At 66.6% G+C, this 20,105-nt stretch carries 13 protein-coding genes and 1 riboswitch; of the genes, 11 read left to right on the top strand and 2 right to left on the bottom strand.

Translation table 11 applies throughout. From position 1 onward, the window contains the following. The first annotated feature begins 13 nt into the window (after nucleotides 1-13). From kdpA to alr, 11 genes are all read left to right on the top strand, one after another. Nucleotides 14-1,717 carry a potassium-transporting ATPase subunit KdpA gene (gene kdpA / locus C8J47_RS09840; protein WP_121885526.1) on the top strand — a complete coding sequence of 568 codons (1,704 nt, stop codon included), beginning with the start codon at nucleotides 14-16 and terminating at the stop codon, nucleotides 1,715-1,717. Nucleotides 1,718-1,730: 13 nt separating this feature from the next. Further along, entirely contained in the window at nucleotides 1,731-3,782 is a 2,052-nt protein-coding gene (kdpB, locus tag C8J47_RS09835) for a potassium-transporting ATPase subunit KdpB (RefSeq protein WP_056055255.1), read from the top strand. Between the two features lie 10 nt (nucleotides 3,783-3,792). Beyond that, the gene (gene kdpC / locus C8J47_RS09830) at nucleotides 3,793-4,362 is read left to right on the top strand and encodes a potassium-transporting ATPase subunit KdpC (RefSeq protein ID WP_121885835.1); all 570 of its coding nucleotides are present in this window, start codon (nucleotides 3,793-3,795) and stop codon (nucleotides 4,360-4,362) included. Further along, nucleotides 4,362-7,052, top strand: a complete 2,691-nt coding sequence (locus tag C8J47_RS09825; RefSeq protein ID WP_121885525.1) for a sensor histidine kinase KdpD — start codon at nucleotides 4,362-4,364, stop codon at nucleotides 7,050-7,052. Before kdpC ends, C8J47_RS09825 begins: the two co-directional genes overlap by 1 nt. After that, a complete protein-coding gene (locus C8J47_RS09820; RefSeq protein WP_060527207.1) occupies nucleotides 7,052-7,738 on the top strand; it encodes a response regulator transcription factor in 687 nt (228 codons plus the stop codon). Before C8J47_RS09825 ends, C8J47_RS09820 begins: the two co-directional genes overlap by 1 nt. Before the next feature lie 60 nt (nucleotides 7,739-7,798). Continuing rightward, nucleotides 7,799-9,853: a TonB-dependent receptor gene (locus C8J47_RS09815; protein WP_121885524.1), complete on the top strand. Its 2,055-nt coding sequence runs from the start codon at nucleotides 7,799-7,801 to the stop codon at nucleotides 9,851-9,853. 19 nt (nucleotides 9,854-9,872) lie between these two features. Further along, a riboswitch (cobalamin riboswitch) is annotated at nucleotides 9,873-10,089 on the top strand. A 111-nt stretch (nucleotides 10,090-10,200) separates the two neighbouring features. Further along, a complete protein-coding gene (locus C8J47_RS09810; RefSeq protein WP_121885523.1) occupies nucleotides 10,201-12,102 on the top strand; it encodes a TonB-dependent siderophore receptor in 1,902 nt (633 codons plus the stop codon). Then, on the top strand, nucleotides 12,099-12,911 hold the full coding sequence (locus tag C8J47_RS09805; protein ID WP_259467472.1) for an ABC transporter substrate-binding protein: 813 nt from the start codon (nucleotides 12,099-12,101) through the stop codon (nucleotides 12,909-12,911). Before C8J47_RS09810 ends, C8J47_RS09805 begins: the two co-directional genes overlap by 4 nt. 148 nt (nucleotides 12,912-13,059) lie before the next feature. Beyond that, nucleotides 13,060-14,028: an iron ABC transporter permease gene (locus C8J47_RS09800; protein ID WP_121885522.1), complete on the top strand. Its 969-nt coding sequence runs from the start codon at nucleotides 13,060-13,062 to the stop codon at nucleotides 14,026-14,028. Then, complete coding sequence (locus tag C8J47_RS09795) at nucleotides 14,019-14,798, top strand: ABC transporter ATP-binding protein (protein ID WP_121885521.1); 780 nt, start codon at nucleotides 14,019-14,021, stop codon at nucleotides 14,796-14,798. The genes C8J47_RS09800 and C8J47_RS09795 overlap by 10 nt, the downstream gene beginning before the upstream one ends. Nucleotides 14,799-14,847: 49 nt before the next feature. Next, nucleotides 14,848-15,876: an alanine racemase gene (alr, locus tag C8J47_RS09790; RefSeq protein ID WP_121885833.1), complete on the top strand. Its 1,029-nt coding sequence runs from the start codon at nucleotides 14,848-14,850 to the stop codon at nucleotides 15,874-15,876. On the opposite strand, the gene C8J47_RS09785 is transcribed toward alr, so the two are convergent. Together C8J47_RS09785 and C8J47_RS09780 are read right to left on the bottom strand one after the other, a co-directional pair. Beyond that, complete coding sequence (locus C8J47_RS09785; protein ID WP_121885520.1) at nucleotides 15,857-16,864, bottom strand: 2OG-Fe(II) oxygenase; 1,008 nt, start codon at nucleotides 16,862-16,864, stop codon at nucleotides 15,857-15,859. The two genes, alr and C8J47_RS09785, sit on opposite strands and share 20 nt — an antisense overlap. Before the next feature lie 77 nt (nucleotides 16,865-16,941). Continuing rightward, a complete protein-coding gene (locus tag C8J47_RS09780; RefSeq protein WP_121885519.1) occupies nucleotides 16,942-20,091 on the bottom strand; it encodes a TonB-dependent receptor domain-containing protein in 3,150 nt (1,049 codons plus the stop codon). Nucleotides 20,092-20,105: the final 14 nt, after the last annotated feature.

Below are 20,105 nucleotides of genomic sequence, written 5' to 3'. Positions count from 1 at the left end.
AGGAGGCGGCATCATGACATTCCAGGGCTGGTTCCTGATCCTCGGCTTCGTCGCCATCCTGCTCGCGCTGACCAAACCGGTCGGCCTGTGGCTGTTCGCGCTCTACGAAGGCCGCCGCACCCCGCTCCACGTCGTCCTCGGACCCGTCGAGCGCGGTTTCTACAAACTCGCCGGGGTCGATCCGCAGGCCGAGCAGGGCTGGCGGCGGTATGCGCTGCACATGCTCGTGTTCAACGTCGCGTTGATGGCGTTCACCTATGCGGTGCTGCGCCTGCAAGGCGTGCTGCCGGGTAACCCGCAGGGGCTCGCCGGGCTCTCGCCGAACCTCGCATTCAACACCGCGGTCAGCTTCACCACCAACACCAACTGGCAGAGCTATTCGGGTGAGTCGACGATGTCGAACCTCAGCCAGATGCTCGGCCTGACGATCCACAATTTCCTGAGCGCCGCCACCGGCATCGCGCTGGCGTTCGCGCTGTTCCGCGGGTTCGCGCGGCGTGAATCGAAGGCGATCGGCAATTTCTGGGCCGATATGACGCGCATCACGCTGTACCTGCTGCTGCCGTTGTGCATCGTCTATACGGTGTTCCTGATCGCCAGCGGCGTGCCGCAGACGCTGGCCGCCACGGTCAACGTGACCACGATCGAGGGCGTCAAGCAGGTCCTCGCGATCGGGCCCGTCGCCAGCCAGGAAGCGATCAAGATGCTCGGCACCAATGGTGGCGGCTTCTTCAACGCGAACTCGGCGCATCCGTTCGAGAACCCGACCGCGCTGGTCAACCTGGTCCAGATGCTGTCGATCTTTCTGATCGGGTTCGGCCTGACCTGGACGTTCGGCAAGGCGGTCGGCAACACCAAGCAGGGCTGGGCGATCCTGTCGGCGATGGTGATCCTGTTCCTCGCCGGCGTCACCGTGACCTATTGGCAGGAAGCCGCCGGCAACCCCGTGCTGCACCATCTCGGCGTCGCGGGCGGCAACATGGAGGGCAAGGAGGTCCGCTTCGGGATCGCCGCGTCCGCGCTGTTCTCGGTCGTCACCACCGCGGCCTCGTGCGGCGCAGTGAATTCGATGCACGACAGCTTCACCGCGCTGGGCGGGATGATCCCGCTGTTCAACATCCAGCTGGGCGAGGTCGTGATCGGCGGCGTCGGCGCCGGCATCTACGGCTTCCTGCTGTTCGCGATCCTGGCGGTGTTCGTCGCCGGGCTGATGGTCGGTCGCACGCCCGAATATGTCGGCAAGAAGATCGAGAGCCGTGAAGTGAAGCTTGCGGTGCTGGCGATCGCGGTGCTGCCGTTGATGATCCTCGGTCTCACCGCGCTGTCGTCGGTGCTGGCGCAGGGGCTGGCGGGGCCGCTCAACAAGGGGCCGCATGGCTTCTCGGAGATCCTCTATGCCTTCACCAGCGCGGTCGGCAACAACGGGTCGGCGTTCGCCGGGCTGAGCGCCAACACGCCCTATTACAACGGCCTGCTGGGCGTTGCGATGTGGGTCGGGCGGTTCTTCATCATCGTGCCCATGCTGGCGATCGCCGGCAGCCTGGCCGCGAAGAAATACACCCCGGAAAGCGCGGGTTCGTTCCCGACGACCGGTGGCCTGTGGGTCGGTCTGCTCGTCGGCATCGTGCTGATCCTGGGCGGCCTGACCTTCCTGCCGAGCCTCGCGCTCGGTCCCATCGCCGATCATCTCACGATGATCCGCGGCACTTTGTCCTGACGGGGGCGCCATCATGGCCCAGAATTCGCAAAGCCGTTCGCAGAGCAAGAGCCTGTTCACCGCCGACCTGGTGGTGCCGGCGATCACGGCTTCGTTCGTCAAACTCAACCCGAAGGAGCTGATCCGCAACCCGGTGATGTTCGTCACCGCGGTCGTCGCCGCGCTGATGACCGTGCTGCTGGTCGTCGGCCACGACAGCCTGAGCATCGGCTTCAAGCTGCAGCTCGTCATATGGCTGTGGCTGACGGTGCTGTTCGGTACCTTCGCCGAAGCGCTCGCCGAGGGGCGCGGCAAGGCGCAGGCGGCCTCGCTGCGTGCCACCAAGGCGGACCTCGTCGCCAAACGCCTGAAAGGCGATGGTCGCGAGCATGAGAGCGTTCCGGCCAGTGCGCTGAAGGTCGGCGACGTGGTGCTGGTCGAAACCAACGACCTGATCCCGTCCGACGGCGAGGTCGTGTCGGGGGTCGCCTCGGTCAACGAGGCGGCGATCACCGGCGAGAGCGCGCCGGTGATCCGCGAGGCGGGTGGCGATCGCTCGGCGGTGACCGCGGGGACGCGCGTCATCTCCGACGAGATCCGCGTCAAGGTGACGGTCGAACCGGGCAAGGGCTTTCTCGACCGCATGATCGCGCTGGTCGAAGGCGCCGAGCGGCAGAAGACGCCCAACGAGATCGCGCTGACGCTGCTGCTGGTCGGCCTGACGATCATCTTCCTGATCGCGGTCGGCACGATCCCCGGCTTCACCAGCTATGCGGGCGGCTCGATCCCGGTCGCGATGCTCGCGGCGTTGCTGATCACGCTGATCCCGACGACGATCGCCGCATTGCTGTCGGCGATCGGCATCGCGGGCATGGACCGTCTGGTGCGGTTCAACGTGCTGGCCAAGTCCGGGCGTGCGGTCGAGGCGGCGGGCGACATCGACGTCCTGCTGCTCGACAAGACCGGCACGATCACGATCGGCGATCGCCAGGCGAGCGAGTTCCGCGCGGTCGGCGGTGCGAGCGATGCCGAGATGGCGGAAGCCGCGCTGATCGCCAGCCTGGCGGATGAGACGCCCGAGGGCCGCTCGATCGTCGTGCTGGCGCGCGAGCGGTTCGGCGTCACGACGAGCGTGTTGCCCGATGGCGCGGAAGTGATCCCGTTCACCGCGCAGACGCGGATCTCGGGCGTGCGGACCGCGGACATGCTGGTCCAGAAGGGTGCGGTCGACTCGATCCTGAAGGCCAATCCGGGCGTCGGCCAGACCGCGGCCGCGACCGAACTCCGCCGGATCACCGACGAGATCGCGCGCGCCGGCGGCACGCCGCTGGCGGTCGCGAAGAACGGCCGGCTGCTCGGCGCGATCTTCCTGAAGGACGTCGTCAAGGCAGGCATCCGCGAACGCTTCGGCGAGCTGCGGACGATGGGCATCCGCACGGTGATGATCACCGGCGACAACCCGCTGACCGCCGCCGCGATCGCCGCCGAGGCGGGGGTCGACGACTTCCTCGCGCAGGCTTCGCCCGAGGACAAGCTGGCGCTGATCCGCCAGGAACAGCAGGGCGGCAAGCTCGTCGCGATGTGCGGCGACGGCACCAACGACGCGCCCGCACTGGCGCAGGCCGATGTCGGCGTGGCGATGAACACCGGCACGCAGGCGGCACGCGAGGCGGGCAACATGGTCGATCTCGACAGCGATCCGACCAAGCTGATCGAGGTCGTCGGCCTCGGCAAGCAGTTGCTGATGACGCGTGGTGCGCTGACGACCTTCTCGGTCGCCAACGACGTGGCGAAATACTTCGCGATCATCCCGGCGATGTTCGTCGTGCTGTATCCGGGGCTCGGCGTGCTCAACGTGATGCGGCTGGGATCGCCCGAAAGCGCGATCCTGTCGGCGATCATCTTCAACGCGGTCATCATCCCCTGCCTCGTGCCGCTCGCGCTGCGCGGCGTGAAGTACACGCCGATGGGGGCGGGCCCGCTGCTCGCGCGCAACCTCGCAATCTACGGACTGGGCGGGCTGATCGCGCCGTTCGTCGGCATCAAGATCATCGACCTTGTGGTCGGTGGCCTCGGCCTCGCATAAGGACAATACCATGGGCAAGGATCTCACCTCCGCACTGCGACCCGCGATCGTCATGACGATCCTGTTCGCGGCACTTCTCGGGCTGGCGTACCCGCTGGCGATGACGGGGGTCGGCCAGGCCGTGTTTCCGTCGCAGGCGAACGGCAGTCTGGTGACTCAGAACGGCCAGGTGGTCGGCTCGACGGTGGTCGGTCAGGCGTTCGTCGGGGACCGGTATTTCCAGACGCGCCCGTCCGCCGCGGGCAAGGGCTATGACGGGCTGGCGTCGTCGGGGTCCAATTTCGGCCCGGCCTCGCACGCGCTGGTCGACCGGGTGACGCCCGACGTCGCCAAACGCCGCGCCGAAGGGGTGACGGGGCCGCTGCCCGCCGACCTCGTCACCGCGAGCGGATCGGGGCTCGATCCCGATCTGTCGCCGGCCGCCGCCGCCGTCCAGGCACCGCGCATCGCGCGGGTCCGCGGCATCCCGGTCGACCGGGTGAGGACGATCGTCGCCACCGCGACCGAGACGTCGATCCTGGGCGAACCGCACGTCAACGTGCTGGCGATGAACCGCGCGCTGGACGCCCTGCCGCGCTGATGCCGGTCAGCGATCCGGGCAACAGCGACAATCGTCCGGATCCGGATGCCCTCCTGCGTCAGGCCGAGCAGGAGGGGAGGGGGAAGCTCAAGATCTTCCTCGGTGCGGCACCGGGGGTCGGCAAGACCTTCGAGATGCTGTCCGAAGGCGCGGCGCGGCGGCGCGACGGTGTCGACGTCGTTATCGGTATCGTCGAGACGCACGGTCGGGTAGAAACCGGACGGCTGACCCGCGGGCAGGAAATCGTCCCGCGTCGCGACGTCGCCTATGAAGGGCGCGTCCTGGCGGAGATGGACATCGACGCGATCCTCGCCCGCGCGCCCCGGCTCGCGCTCGTCGACGAACTCGCGCATACCAACGCCCCCGGCAGCCGCCATCCCAAACGCTATCAGGATGTCGAGGAACTGCTGGCGGCGGGGATCGACGTCTATTCGACGATCAACATCCAGCACGTCGAGAGCCTCAACGACATCGTCGCCAGTTTCACGCGGGTCCGGGTGCGCGAGACCGTGCCCGACCGGATCCTGGAACTCGCGGAGATCGAGGTCGTCGATATCCCGCCCGACGAGCTGATCGAGCGGCTCAAGGCGGGCAAGGTCTATCTGCCGCACGAGGCGACCCGCGCGCTCAGCCATTTCTTCTCCAAATCCAACCTGTCGGCGTTGCGCGAACTCGCGTTGCGGCGTGCCGCGCAGGCGGTCGACGCGCAGATGCTCGATCATGTCCGCGCGATCGGCATCGGCGGGACATGGGCGGGCACCGACCGGATCGTCGTCGCGATCAACGAACTGCCCGGCGTCGATGGCCTGGTGCGTGCGGCCAAGCGAGTCGCGGACGGATTGCATGGCCCGTGGACGGCGTTGTTCATCGAAACGCCCCGCACCGCGCACTTCACCGATGCCCAGCATCAGCGCGTCGCCGCGGCGATGACGCTGGCGACTCAGCTCGGGGCGGCGGTCGCGACGGTGCCGGCCGCGTCGGTGGTGGAGGGTATCCAAGGCTTCCTGATCCACGCGCGTGCAACCCAGCTCGTCGTCGGCAAGTCGCGCCGCTCGCGTGCGTTCGAATTCATCCACGGATCGATCGTCGATCGGCTGATCCGCGGGACGAGCGGAGTCACCGTCCACGTCCTGCCGATGGAAACCGAAACCAGGACGTCCGCGCTGGCATGGCGGCGGTCGAAGGCGGGCTGGGGCTCGCCGACCGGCTATGCGATCACGCTCGCGCTGGTCGCGGCGATCACGACGGTTGCCAGCGCGTTGTTCCATATCCTCGATCTCGGCAACGTCGCGCTGCTGTACCTGCTGCCGGTGATGGTGGCGGCTAGCCTGTTCGGGTTGCGCACCGGCCTGTTCGCCGGGATCGCGTCCAGTCTCGCGTACAACTTCTTCTTCCTGCCGCCGGTCGGGACGCTGAGCATCAGCAATCCCGAGAACCTGATCTCGATCTTCGTCCTGCTCGGCGTGGCGATCGCGACCAGCCAGCTCACCTCGCGGGTGCGGGCGCAGGCCGACCTCGCGGCGGCGAGCGCGCAGACCAACGCGACGCTGGCGGGGTTCCTGCGACAACTGAGTGCGATCAACGATCCGGCGGTGGCGGCGCGGATGATCTGCGACGACGTCGCGCAGGTCTTCGCGGTGCAGTCGGTCCTGCTCGCCCCGACGACCGGCGCCGGGCTGACCGTGCAGGCCGCGAGCACCGCGGACTACCGGCTCGACACGATGGATCTCGCCGCCGCGAACTGGGCGTTCGATGCCGGCGCGGCGGCGGGCAAGGGATCGGCGACGCTGGCCGCGTCCGAATGGCTGTTCCAGCCGGTCAAGGCGGGCGGGCGGACGCTGGCGGTGCTCGGGATCGCGCGGGAGAACAGCGGCGATCCGGTTCGCGCCGATCAGCTGCCGCTGCTCACCAGTCTGGTCGATCAGTCCGCGCTGGTGCTCGAACGGCTGCGGCTCGAGACCGAGATGCGCGATGTCGACGCGGTGCGGACGCGCGATCGGCTGCGCGCGGCGCTGCTGTCGTCGGTCAGCCACGATCTGCGCACGCCGCTGACTGCGGTGATCGCGGCGGCGAACGAACTCGATCACGGTGCCACTCCCGACCTGATCGCGACGATCAAGACCGAGGCGGCGCGGCTCAACCGGTTCGTCGCCAATCTGCTCGACATGGCACGGGTCGAGGCCGGCGCGCTCAAGCTCAACATCGAGGCGACCGATCTCAGCGATGCGGTCGCCGGTGCCGCGCATGATGCGCGCCGCGCGCTGGAGGGGCATGCCGTCCGGCTCGACGTGCCGCCCGACCTGCCGCTGGTCCGGGTCGATCCGCAGCTGCTGCATCACTGCCTGCTCAACCTGCTCGACAATGCCGGGCGCTACGGCGACCCCGGTACCGAGATCGTCGTCGAGGGGCGGCATCGCTACGGCGAGCTCAGGCTGGCGGTGCTCGACCACGGTGCGGGCCTGCCGCCGGGTCGCGAGGCCGAGGTGTTCGAGACGTTCCGCCGGCTCGAAGGATCGGACCGCGAGATCGTCGGGACCGGGTTGGGGCTTGCCATCGTCAAGGCCTTCGCCGAGGCGATGGGGATGATGGTCGAAGCCGGCAATCGCATCGACGAGCCCGGCGCCGCGTTCACGCTGGTGTTCCCGTCCCCTCTCATCGTGCGCAACGTCGCACCCGAAAGCGCGATCTGATGCCCGCGAAGATCCTCGTCGTCGACGATGAAATCTCGATCCGCCGCCTGCTCCGCAATACGCTGGAGCGCGCCGGCTATGCAGTGGTCGAAGCGGTCGACGCGCGCAGTGCGATCGCCTGCGCGGCGGCCGAGCACCCGAGCGCGATCCTGCTCGACCTGGGGTTGCCCGACCGGGATGGCCTGAGCCTGATCCCGGTGTTGCGGCGCGACGGCGATGCGGTGATCCTGGTGGTGTCCGCGCGCGACGCGACCGACGAGAAGGTCGCCGCGCTCGATCTCGGTGCGGACGATTTCGTCACCAAGCCGTTCGACAGCGACGAACTGCTCGCGCGGTTGCGCGTCGCGCTGCGGCATCGGGCCACTGCCGACACCGCACCGAAGCTCGTGCGGAAGGGTGGCCTGACGATCGATCTCGATCGCCGCGTCGTCACGCGCGACGGCGAGGAACTGCATCTGACGCGCAAGGAGCACGAGGTGCTTGCGGTGCTGGCCCGGCACAGCGGGCGAGTCGTCACGCACGACAAGATCATCGCCGCAGCATGGGGTGGCGACGAGGATCCGCGGATCGAATATCTCCGCATCGTGATCCGCAACCTGCGCCAGAAACTCGAGGCGCCGGATCCGGTCGGCAGCGTGATCGCCAATGAATTGGGGGTCGGCTACCGCCTGCGTACCGATAGCTGAGCGGCGATCGGCCGGTCTGCCCGCTTTCCAGAGACGGGGTAAAGCTGCCATGCGCCGGCGATGATTCGCCTCCCGATCTCTGCACTCGTTTGCGTCCTCCTGTCGTCCGGCGCTGCCATCGCGCAATCGACCCCCGAACCTGCACCCGATATCGTCGTGACCGGGCGCGGGCTGGCGCCGGCGCCGGGCGATCGCGCCTATGACATCGTCACGATCGAGCGCGACCGGATCGACGCCAATGCCAGCAACCGGCTGGAGAGCGTGCTCGCCGATGTCGCCGGCTTGCAGCAGTTCCGCCGCTCGGATTCGCGCAGCGCCAACCCGACCAGCCAGGGCATTTCGTTGCGCGGAATCGGCGGTAACGCGTCGAGCCGCGCGCTGCTGATCCTCGACGGCGTGCCACAGGCGGATCCGTTCGGCGGGTGGGTCGCGTTTCCCGCCTATGCGACCGGACGGCTGGGTCGCATCCGCGTGACGCGCGGCGGCGGCAGTGGGTATCAGGGGCCGGGGGCGCTGGCCGGTACGGTCGAACTCGAAAGCGCAACGCCTGGCGACCTGACGCCGTTTCAGGGCAGTGTCGCCTATGGCAGCCGGGACTCGGTCGATGCGCAGGGTTCGGCTGCGCTGGTCCGCGAGGGCGGGTTCGCGACGCTGTCCGGCGCCTATGCGCGCGGCGACGGTTTCACGCCGACCGTGCCCGACAGTCGCGGGATCGTCGATCGGCCCGCGCCGTACGAGCAGGCATCGGGTGCGATCAGGACCGTCGTCGGGATCGGCGCGAAGACCGAGTTGCAGGTGAACGCCAGCGCCTTCACCGACCGGCGCGATCGTGGGTCCGATTTCACCGATAATAGAAGCGAGGGCGCCGATGCGAGCATCCGGCTGATCGGGCGCGGCGACTGGGGCTATTCAGCGCTCGCCTATATGCAGACGCGCGCGTTCGCGAGCAGCTTCAACAGCGTCAATGCCGCGCGTACGACCGCGATCCAGTCGCTCGACCAGTATAATACGCCCGCCACCGGGCTTGGCGGGCGGATCGAGATCCTGCCGCCGCTGGGCGAGAGCATCACGCTGCGGCTGGGCGCAGATGTTCGCGATGTCAGCGGCAAGACGCAGGAACTCTACACCTTCGTCGCGGCGGTCCCGACGCGGCGGCGCGAGGCAGGCGGGAGCACGACGACGACGGGCTTGTTCGCGGACGGCAGTCTGGTCGCCGGCGACTTCACCTTCAGCCTGGGCGGGCGCGTCGATTGGTGGTCGATCGACGGCGGCTATCTGTCCGAACGGCCGCTCGCCGTCGGACCTGCGCTGACCAACCAGCGCTACGCCGACCGCGACGGCACCGAGACGACCGGGCGCGCCGGTATCGCCTACCAGCCCGCCGAGGCGATCACGCTGCGCGCCGCGGGGTATCGCGGCTGGCGGCTGCCGACGCTCAACGAACTGTATCGCCCGTTCCGCGTCGGCAACGACGCCACCGCCGCGAACGCACTGCTTTCGCCCGAGCGGCTGACCGGGGTCGAGGGCGGCGTCACGCTGACGCCCGCGCGAAGTGTCAACATTGCTGCGACCTATTTCTACAACCGGCTCAAGGATGCGATCGCCAACGTTACGACCACCAGCCCGGCGCAGGTGTTGCCGGGCGTCACGACCTACCGCGTCCGCCAGAATCTCGACTCGATCCGCGCGCACGGGTTCGAACTCGATGCGTCGTATCGTCCCGGCGCGTTCGGCGTGCAGGCGTCGTGGTCGCATACGAATTCGACCGTCGAGGGATCGGGGATCACCGCGGCGCTCGACGGATTGCGGCCGGCGCAGACGCCGCGCGACGCGGTGTCGGGAACGGTCGACTGGCGCCGCGATGCCGCCGCGCTTTCGTTGACGGTGCGCCACATCGGTCGGCAGTTCGACGACGACCAGAATACGCGGGTGCTTGCGCCCGCGACCACGCTCGACGGCTATGCGGCACTGCCGATTATGCGAAGGCTGGTCGCCGAGTTGCGCGCCGAAAACATGTTGAACGAGCGCGTCCAGGCGGGGATCAGCGGGGGGAACATCATCGAGCGCGCGACGCCGCGAACGATCTGGGTTGGGCTCCGCTATGGCCTGCGTTGACCCGTGTCTGGGCTGCGACTAATGGCGGTGACGTGAAGGGTTCCCGGCGACGGGATCAAAAGGGAAGTCGGTGCGCGGGAGGGTCGTCATGACCAGAGCCGCAAGACCGGCGCTGTACCCGCAACTGTGACCGGATAGCGGCCACCCCGAATAGGCCACTGGGTGACAGCCTGGGAAGGCGGGGTGGGCGCGAAGACCCGGAAGCCAGGAGACCTCCCTCTCACGGTCGATCCACTGCGCGGGCGGGTGTCCGGCGCGGACGAGAGGCTCCCATGGGGCATCCTCGAGCGAGAGACGTCTGGCCGCACTGCGAATGGTCGCAGGCGGTTCTGTTCAGGACGTGCCCGATGACGAAAACATTCCTACTTCTGAGCGCAGCGGCAGCGATCGCGTCGCCCGCCTACGCACAATCCATTCCCGACGGCGATACGCCCGAACTGGTCGTCACCGCCGCTCGCGTCGCGCAACCCGCGAGCGAAGTCGGTCAGGCGGTGACGGTGATCGACCGCGCCGAGATCGAGCGCCGCCAGACCACGGTGGTGTCCGACCTGCTCGCGACCACGCCGGGCGTCACCGTCACGCGCAACGGCTCGGTCGGCGCGCTGACCGGCGTGCGGATCCGCGGCGCCGAATCCGACCAGACCTTGGTCGTGATCGACGGCGTCCGCGTCAACGATCCGTCGTCGACCGGTGGCGGCTTCAACTTCGCCAACCTGCTGTCGAGCTCGGTCGAGCGGATCGAAGTGTTGCGTGGGCCGAACTCGGTGCCGTGGGGCAGCCAGGCGATCGGCGGTGTCGTCAACATCATCACGGCGACGCCGACCGAAGGCGTGCAGGCCCGCGCCAACGCCGAATATGGCTATGCCGACAGCGTGTTCGCGAGTGCGGGCGTGTCGGGCGCCAAGGGACCGGTCTCGGGCTCGCTGACCGGCGGCTATCTGCGGACCGACGGCATCTCGTCGGCGGCGAGCGGCACCGAGCGCGACGGCTATCGCCAATATGGCGCGGCCGGGCGGCTGGGCGTCGAGTTCGCGCCGGGCATCGGCCTCGACCTGCGCGGCTATTATGCGGACAGCAAGGTCGACATCGACGGCTTTCCGGCGCCCGATTTCGTCCTGGCGGACGACCCAGAATATTCGAAGACGCAGGAGATCTATGGCTATGCCGGGCTTCATGCGAACTTCGCCGATGGGAGGTTCAACAACCGCGTGGCGTTCACGATCGCCGACATCAACCGCGACAATTACGATCCGACCTTCGGCACGGACCCGAGCTTCATCGGGCGCGGTCGCAGCGAGCGCTACGAATATCAGGGCGACTTTCGCCCGCTCGATCAGGTGCGCGTCGTCGCGGGCGTCGAGCGGGAGAACAGTCGCTATAACGACGGCTTCAGCTCTGCCGACACGGGCATCACCAGCGTCTATGGCCAGCTGATCGTCAAGCCGATCGATATCCTCACGGTCACCGGCGGCGTCCGCAACGACGATCACGACGATTTCGGCAACCACACGACGTTCGGCGCCAATGCGGCGCTCGCGTTGCGGACCGGCACCACCGTCCGCGCGAGCTACGGCGAAGGCTTCAAGGCGCCGACCTTGTACCAGCTGTTCTCCGACTACGGGAACCGCAACCTCGATCCCGAGACCGCGCGTAACTTCGATGTCGGCGTCGAACAGGCGTTTCTCGGCAACCGGGCGCGCGTCGGCGTCACCTATTTCAACCGACGCTCGCGCAACCAGATCGACTTCCGCGATTGCAGCCCTACCGAGCTGACGACACCCGGCTCGATCTGCGCCAACCGTCCGTTCGGCGTGTACGACAACGTCGCGCGTGCCGAGGCCGATGGCGCCGAGTTCACGCTGGCGCTGCGGCCGGTCGATGCTCTAACGCTCACCGCGAACTACAGCTATATCCACACCGAAAACCGGTCGATCGGCGACGATTTCGGCAAGACCCTCGCGCGGCGGCCAGAGCAGACCGCGAGCGTCAACGCGGATTACCGGTTCGCGTTCGGGCTGTCGATCGGCGGCACGGTAACGATGGTCGGCGACAGTTTCGACGACTCCGCCAATGCGGTGCGGCTCGACGGCTATGCGCTGGGCGGCGTCCGGGCGGAGTTCCCGATCGGCGAGCGGTTCGCGGTCTATGGCCGCGTCGATAACATCACCGATGCCTCGTACCAGACGATCGCCGGCTACGGCACCTATGGTCGGGCAGCCTATGGCGGCGTGCGGTTGCGTCTGAAGTGAACCGCGCGGCGATCCTCCTCACGCTGCTGGTCGCGTCGATGCTCGGGGGCTGCTCCGTGCCGCCGGGCGGAAGCGGCGGCGGGGGGATCGTCTCGACCAATCCATGCGTCGATGCGGTGCTGGTGCGGATCGTGCCGGCATCGCGGATCGCGGCGATCAGTCATTATTCGCAGGATCCTGGCGGGACCTCGATCCCGCTGGAGGTCGCGCGGCGGTTTCGCGCGACCGCCGGCACTGCGGAGGAGGTGATCGCGCTGCACCCCGATCTCGTCATCGCCAGCACCTACACGCCCGCGGCGACGCAGGCGGCGTATGCGCGGGCCGGGTTGAAGACGTTGCTGCTCGGCATCCCCGATTCGATTGCCGAGAGCCAGGCGCAGGTGAGGCAGATCGCCGATGCGGTCGGTGCGCCGTCGGGTGGCGCGCGGATCAATGCCGATATCGATCGCGCCGTCGCCAAGTGGACGCGGCACAGCGCCAACCCGCCGGGCGCGCTACTCTATATCACCGGCGATCTGGCGACCGGCGATGGTACGTTGCTGACCGACATGATGACCCGCGTCGGGTTGCGCAACGCGGCGGTGCGCTACGGCCTGACGCATACCGGTACGCTGTCGGCGGAGACGATCGTCACGCAGCCGCCCGATGTCGTCATCGCCTCGGAGCGCGTCGGGCGGGGGGCGGCACTGCGCCACCGGCTGTTGCCGACCACGCCGCAAGCGGTGTTTCCGCGTGTGCTGATCAACTGCGGCGGCCCGACGATTCGGCCCGCGCTCGAGCGGCTGGCTGCGATAAGGGCGGGGCTATGATGGCCCGCCTTTACCACCCCGGCGGAGGCCGGGGCCCAGTTGGGAAGGCCGGAGTAATGGAGCGCTGCGCGCAGTCACGATCGTCCCCCAACTGGGCCCCGGCCTTCGCCGGGGTGGTGGAATTGGGTACGAGCGGGGACTCGCGGCAATGACCCGCACGCTAAAAATGCTCGCGCTTGGGCTGCTCGTGATAGCGCTGTTCGGTGTTTCGCTCGGCTGCGGGAAAGTATCGGTGCCGCCGTCCGCGTGGTTCTCGGCCGATCCGCGCTGGTGGATCATCCTCGAACTGCGCCTGCCGCGCGCGGTGCTCGGGCTCGCCTTGGGGGCGACGCTCGGTCTGTCGGGCGCGGTGTTGCAAGGCTATTTGCGCAATCCGCTGGCGGATCCCGCGGTGGTCGGCGTGTCGTCGGTCGCGGCGCTCGCTGCGGTGGCCGCGATCGTGTTCGGGGTCGGCACCGGACCCGGCATCTTCGTCGCGGCGATGCTCGGGGCGGGCGGCGCGGTCGCGCTGCTCGCCGCGCTGACCTGGCGATCGTCGAGTGCGATCACCTTCATTCTCGCCGGCACCGTGCTGACCAGCCTTGCCGGCGCGCTGACCACGTTCCTGATCTCGATCGCGCCGAATCCCTATGCAGTGGCGGAGGTCATGGACTGGCTGATGGGCGCATTGACCGATCGCGGGTGGACCGACGTATATTCCGCGCTGCCGCCGATGCTGCTCGGGACGATCCTGCTGCTGACGACCGGGCGATCGCTCGACTCGTTGTCGCTCGGCGAGACGGCGGCACGGTCGTTGGGCGTACGGATGGGCCGTATCCGCGTCCTCGTCGTGCTGGGGACCGGCCTCGTTGTCGGGGCGGGGGTGGCGGTGACGGGCGTCATCGGGTTCGTCGGGCTGATCGTGCCGCACCTGCTGAGACCGATATTCGGGCACCGGCCGGGCGCGCTGCTGCTGCCGTCGGCGTTGGGCGGCGCGGCGCTCGTGCTGGCCGCGGACAGCCTCGTGCGGCTTGCGCCGGGTGCGGGCGAAGTGCGGCTGGGCGTCGCGATGGCGATGATCGGCGCGCCGTTCTTTCTCGGGCTGCTGTTCAGGGAGCGAGGCCGCGCATGGATCTGATCGTCGACCGTCTGAGCGTGAAGCTCGGCAAGCGCACCGTGCTGCACGACATATCCGCGCATCTGCGCCCCGGTCGCGTCACCGCGATCCTCGGGCCCAACGGCGCCGGCAAAAGCACGCTGGTCAAGGCGGCAGCCGCGCTCGTCGGCTATGCGTCCGGCAGCGTCAGGCTCGATACGCAGGAGGTCCGGGCGATGGACCCGAAGGTGCGGGCGCGGGCGATCGGCTATCTGCCGCAGGATGCGACGGTGCATTGGAATATCGTCGCGCGCGACGTCGTAGCGCTCGGCCGGCTGCCGCACCGGGGGGCGCATGCCGCGGCATCGCCCGAGGATCACGCGGCGATCGCGCGAGCGCTGCACGACACCGAAACGACGCATCTGGCGGATCGCCCGATCGCCGAACTGTCCGGCGGCGAGCGCGCCCGCGTCCTGCTCGCGCGCGTGTTGGCGGGGGAGCCGCGCTGGCTGCTCGCCGACGAACCGCTCGCCAGCCTCGATCCGTCGCACCAGATCGACCTGCTTGCGCGCCTGCGTACCTATGCGGCGGGTGGGGCGGGCGTGGCGATCGTCCTCCACGACCTCGTCCAGGCCCAGCGCACCGCCGATGACGCTCTGTTGATAGCGGACGGTCGTGTCGTAGCGTTCGGCGCTGTCGCCGACGTCCTCACGCCGGCTACGCTCGGGCAGGTTTTCGGCGTTCGCGTCGCGACGTTGGAGGACGAGGACGGTCGCCTGTTCGTGCCTGTCGGCCGCATCGAACCGGCATAGACGGTCGACGCGCCCCGTTCGGCGGACTATCCCGCACCCGGTGATCGACATTCCTGCCCCGCTCCGTTTGCGCCTCGATGGCGACGCCCTCGTCCAGAACTGGCGCACGCTCGACCGCATGAGCGGGCGCGCAGCCTGCGGTGCGGCGGTCAAGGCGAACGGCTACGGCCTCGGCGCGATCGAGGTCGCGCGCCGCCTCGCTGCGGCTGGCTGTCGAGATTTCTTCGTCTCCAACTGGCAGGAAGCCGCCGAACTCGCGCCGCTCGGGCTGACCGTGTCCGTGCTCCACGGCGTCCGCGACGAGGACATGGCGGCGGCGTCGGCCGGGTTTGCACGCCCGGTCCTGAATACCGTGGGCCAGGTCGCACGCTGGAAGGCCGCTGGCGGCGGGCTGTGCGATGTGATGGTCGACACCGGCATGAACCGGCTTGGGGTGTCCACCGACGACATCGCCGCGGGTCTGCTCGACGGCCTCGAACTCAAGACGCTGATGAGTCACCTGGCCTGTGCGGACGAAGATTCGGCGATGAACGAGGTCCAGCGCAATCGCTTCGCCGCCCTTGCCGGTCGAACGTCGGCGCGCCGGCTGAGCCTCGCCAATTCGGCGGGGATCGGCCTGGGGACGGATTATGCGTTCGACCTGACCCGGCCGGGGCTGGCGCTATATGGTGGCATTCCCCGCGCCGATTTAGCGGACGCGATCCGTCCGGTGGCGGCGATCGAAGCGCAGGTTCTCCAGCGCCGCCAGGTCGGCACTGGGCAGACGGTCGGGTATAACGCAACGTGGACGGCGACGACCGACACGGAAGTCGCGATCGTCAATCTGGGCTATGCCGACGGCTATTTTCGCGGGTTCTCGAACGCAGGAACCGCAAGGGCGGGCGATACGGCACTGCCCGTGATTGGCCGCGTATCGATGGATCTTGTCGCCATCGATGTGTCGAGGGCGCCATCGGTGCATGAAGGAATGTGGCTCGCGCTGGACTTCGTATTTCCCGAAGCGGCTGCGGTATCGGGGGTGTCGCAATACGAATTGCTGACGAGCCTGGGTGCGCGGTTCAAGAGATGGTGGATCTGACATCGTCGGCGGCGCTTTCGGGACCGTTCCAGACGCTAAAGGGCCGAGCGCGTATCCAGCGCGTGGCGAGCCATTTAACGCCATTTGTGACGGGCTCTCCGGCGTGTCTGGTCGTCGGATCGATCGATCCATCGGCGCGAACATTGTCGAAAATGATCGCATCCCCCATCCGCGGGGTCACTCTAAGCGCGTTGTGGACAAAGTACGTGGCCCCGCCCGAGAAACCGTCGTTCAGATAAATGAGCACGGTTCGAATGCGCTGATTACGTGTGGCAGGCAGCGCGTCGATATGCGGCCGGAACTGCTGGCCGGGTCGATAACGGAGAACCGACAGGGCCTCGCCCTGACGCCAGTCGGTATTCGATACGGCAGCGACGCGACGGTTGAGCGCCTGGATAACCAACGTTTCGCGTGTGGGGCCGATGACGGCACTGTCGGAGGTGCGTACGGCGTTCGGAATGCTCGCTCCCGTGCGAGGGTCCGCGACCATCGCCGGCTCCAGTAAATCGGCAGCGCTGTACGCGACGTGAAGACATTCTTCCTGCGTGAACAGCCGGGGAATGTACTGGACGCAAGGGTGCTTGCCGATTTTTTCGGCTGTCGGAATATGTGCCGGCCCGCCGTCGATGGTTAAGGTCATGCGGCGCAGCAGCGCGCGGTGCTCGGCTGCAACAGTATGATGATCGGCAATGCTCTCAAGCAAAGCCAGCGCACCTGGCCAATCATTCGGAGCACCACTGCCATTGGCGGTCAGTGCGATTTCCACGAGCGTCGCATCTGCATTGCCCTGCGTCGACGCTCGACGAAGAAGTGCGCGCGCGCCGGGTAGGTCTCGTGCGATCGGTTCGCCGGCGAGTTTCCACATTGCATTGCGGAATAGTGCGTCGGCGTGACCTGAAGCACTCGCCTCCAGGATCAAATCCACGGCTTCGCGAGCATGGCCTTCACGCAAAAGTTGGTCGGCACGGGCGACGGGGTCTTCGGTCATTCGTCTTCCATGATCAACAGCATGAAAAAGGGGCGGTGGAAAACCACCGCCCCTAAGGTAACTCGCATCGGCTTCGTTTAGAACCGGGCGCGGACGCCGGCATAGAAGCTGCGACCACGGATCGAGTAGATCGAGCTACCATCGCCCGTACCCGTCGAGCCAAGCGGTGGCTCCTTGTCGGCGACGTTATCGATACCGACGTAGAAGTTCATGCCCTTCTTTCCCTCTTCGCCAACCCGCAGGTCCAAGCGAATGTCGTGATATACGACGGACGGATATTTCAGGATGTCGGCATAGTCGGCATTCTCAGGAGGCCTCCCCTGAAGGCCGTTCTGATCCTCGTAGGTGTTGACGAACATCGAGCTGATGTACCGTCCCCGATATCCCAGTGTTACGCGATCGAGCGTCAAATCGGCTGTAAACTGGAACTCGTCCTTTGGATTTCCCAGTTCTCCAAGCAGGCGGTTTTCATAGTTCGGGCGGGTTGGATCCTGATAGTTGCTGTTAGCCAACACGTGCGTGTACAAAAGTCGCGTCGACAAACTGGTAGTTGCACCGATATCCGTGCGGTACGTCAGTTCCGTATCGATACCCGCACGCTTGCGCGATGCAAAGTTGAGCGGAATCTGATTGAGTGTACCGTCCAGGATCTGACCAGGAACTTCGCCATTCGGGCCTCTGGCATCGCCGGTGCCGCGGAAACGCTGGATCAGTGCACAGAACTGATTGTTCAGATCGGGAAGATCGTAGCAGCTGTTGACCACCGACTGCGCCGTCGGTGAAACGATGACGTTCTTCACCTTGATGTTATAATAGTCGACCGTGAGCCCCAGGCCGGGAGCAAAGCGTGGCGTGAAGACGGCACCGAGCGTGTAGGAGTCGGACTTCTCTGCCGTCAGGTTGGGGTTGCTGCCGCTGAGAATTTCCAAAGAATATACCGGAAGGCCTTGGAAATTCTGGTCGTTCAGAAGAGCGCCCAGATCGGCCGCGCAATTGGCTGCGCGGGTCTGGCTGCCGGAACCGATGTTCGTCGGGCGGCAGGGATCCTGGAAGCCCGGTGCGAAATCCTGACCGAGCGGGGAGCCTGTTTCGGTGTAGTTCGGCGCTCGAACGGCACGGCCGTAATTGCCCCGGAACCGGATATCGCGAATGGGCGACCATTCGACGCCGCCGTTGTAGGTGTAGATCGTACCCGTGGTGCCATTATAGTCCGAGACGCGGCCCGCGCCATTCAACGTCAGTTCGTGAATAAACGGCAGATCGCGCAAGAGAGGAATACGCAACTCGCCGTACGCTTCCTTAACTTCGAAGGCTGGCGGATCGAAGGTCTGCAGGGCGTTCAGGAAGGTGCGACCGGACTGAACCAGCGGGTCTGCTTCGAAACGAGCATCTTCACGCCGGTATTCGCCACCGATCGAGAAACTGATCGGGCCGCCTGGCAGTTCGAATAGCTGACTCAAATCGCCGGAGACGAAGCCGCTCAAGACGAGTTGCTGAAGCTTGCCGCGCGATACGGTGTCCTGAACGATGTAGTTGCGTGCGGCTGTATTATTGGGAGCGCCAAAGGGATTATAGGGTACGCAATTCGCGATATCGGCGGCAAGAGCTGCGGCATCACCGGTGCTCGGATCATAGGCGACCGCCGCGGTCGGATCGAACTGCGAGCGGCACTGTATCTGGCCAGTCGCGGGATTGCGGCCCGAGTCCATGGCAAGCAGGAACCGCTGGGTAACGATGTTGCCCTGAACCGTCGTGCGCTGATCGACCCGGCCATAGTTCGCGGACAGCTCGTAGGACCAGTCGGTGTTGAATTCCCCGCGCACTCCGCCGACGATCCGGTAGGTGTCGCGCTTGGCATATTCGTCACGCAGACCGAGATCGAGCAAGTTGCGCGAATTGACGAAACGGAAGGTTCCGTTCGCGATAGCCGCACGATCCGCGGCCGTCAGCGCGGTGCGCGATGACAGGTTGGGGCGGAAGCCAGACGCGAGAACCGCATTGGCAATCGTGGTACGTGCTGCGCCGTTCAGGAACGGGTTGTCGAGGCGCGGGCGCTCGCGTTCATCGCCGAACGTGCCGCCAGCTTTGCTGAATTCGTAGTGACCCAGCATGTTGAAGTTGGCGCGCTCCTGATACGGCAGCACGGAAAGCTGCGTTTCTTCACGACCCGTTTGCCCATTGCCGCCGATGATGCCGCCGATGATCCCAGTACCGGTGCGGCTACCCGTCTGCGGCACCAGCGAGCCGTCGGGATTGAAGATGTACGTGCAGTTATACGGCAGGCCGGCCGAGCTGCCGTTCCGGATACCGGTGCCGCAAAGCGGCGATCCGGCAGCCTGCGTGATCGGAACGAGGCCCCACCGGTGGATGCTCGCGCTGCGGATATCGCGAACGAAGGTCCGATCCGGGATGCCGTCGCTGCCATTGGGCAATCCCGCCGGATCGACCTGTGTGACAGCAAAACCGTTATTCTGGCGGAAGAAGGGGATGTCGGAGCCGTAGACGCGCTGCTGATGTGCATATTCGGCAGCCAGCGTGATGTTGCCGCGGCCCTCGTTGAAATTCTTGCCGGCGATTGCGGAAATGATCTGGTTGCCGCCTGCGCCGTATTCCGAAATACCGGCCCCACCGCGGATCTGAAGACCGTCGAAATCACGCTTGAGGATGAAGTTCACCACGCCCGCGATCGCGTCAGACCCGTACACGGCCGAATTGGCACCCGTTACGATGTCGACGCGTTCGATAAGATCGTTGGGGATCGTGTTGAGATCGACCGAGACGGCGTTGTTCTGAATGTCGGCGGGAACATGGCGACGACCGTTCACCAGCGTGAGCGTACGCTGAGTGCCTAGGCCACGAAGATCCGGAAGGTTCAGACCCTGGATGCCGATACCCAGTCCTGGATTCTGCTGGCCGACGGTGCTGCGCAGCTGGGGAAGATCGTTCAGCGTATCGCCGATGTTATTCTGACCGCGCTGAAAAAACTCCTCACCGCTAATGGATGTGACCGGTAGGTTCGATTCGAGATTCGGGCGGCGGATGCGCGATCCAGTAACGGTGATCTCGCCGCCTTCGCTCCCTTGGCCGTCAGCGCTCGTAGCCTGGCCATCGTCTGGAGCGGATGTTGGCAGGGTGGCCACCGTAGGGTCGGTTTGCGCGAAGCTCGGAGCCGCTACGAATAGCGAACTCGCCAGCGCGGTCGCCCCTAGAAGGTGAGAAAGCGTCATAAAAACCCCCGTTT

The organism is Sphingomonas sp. PP-F2F-G114-C0414 (genome assembly GCF_003688595.1).
Lineage (GTDB): Bacteria > Pseudomonadota > Alphaproteobacteria > Sphingomonadales > Sphingomonadaceae > Sphingomonas.
Note: the sequence above shows the minus strand (reverse complement) of the source record. Positions and strands in the feature narration are given on the sequence as shown.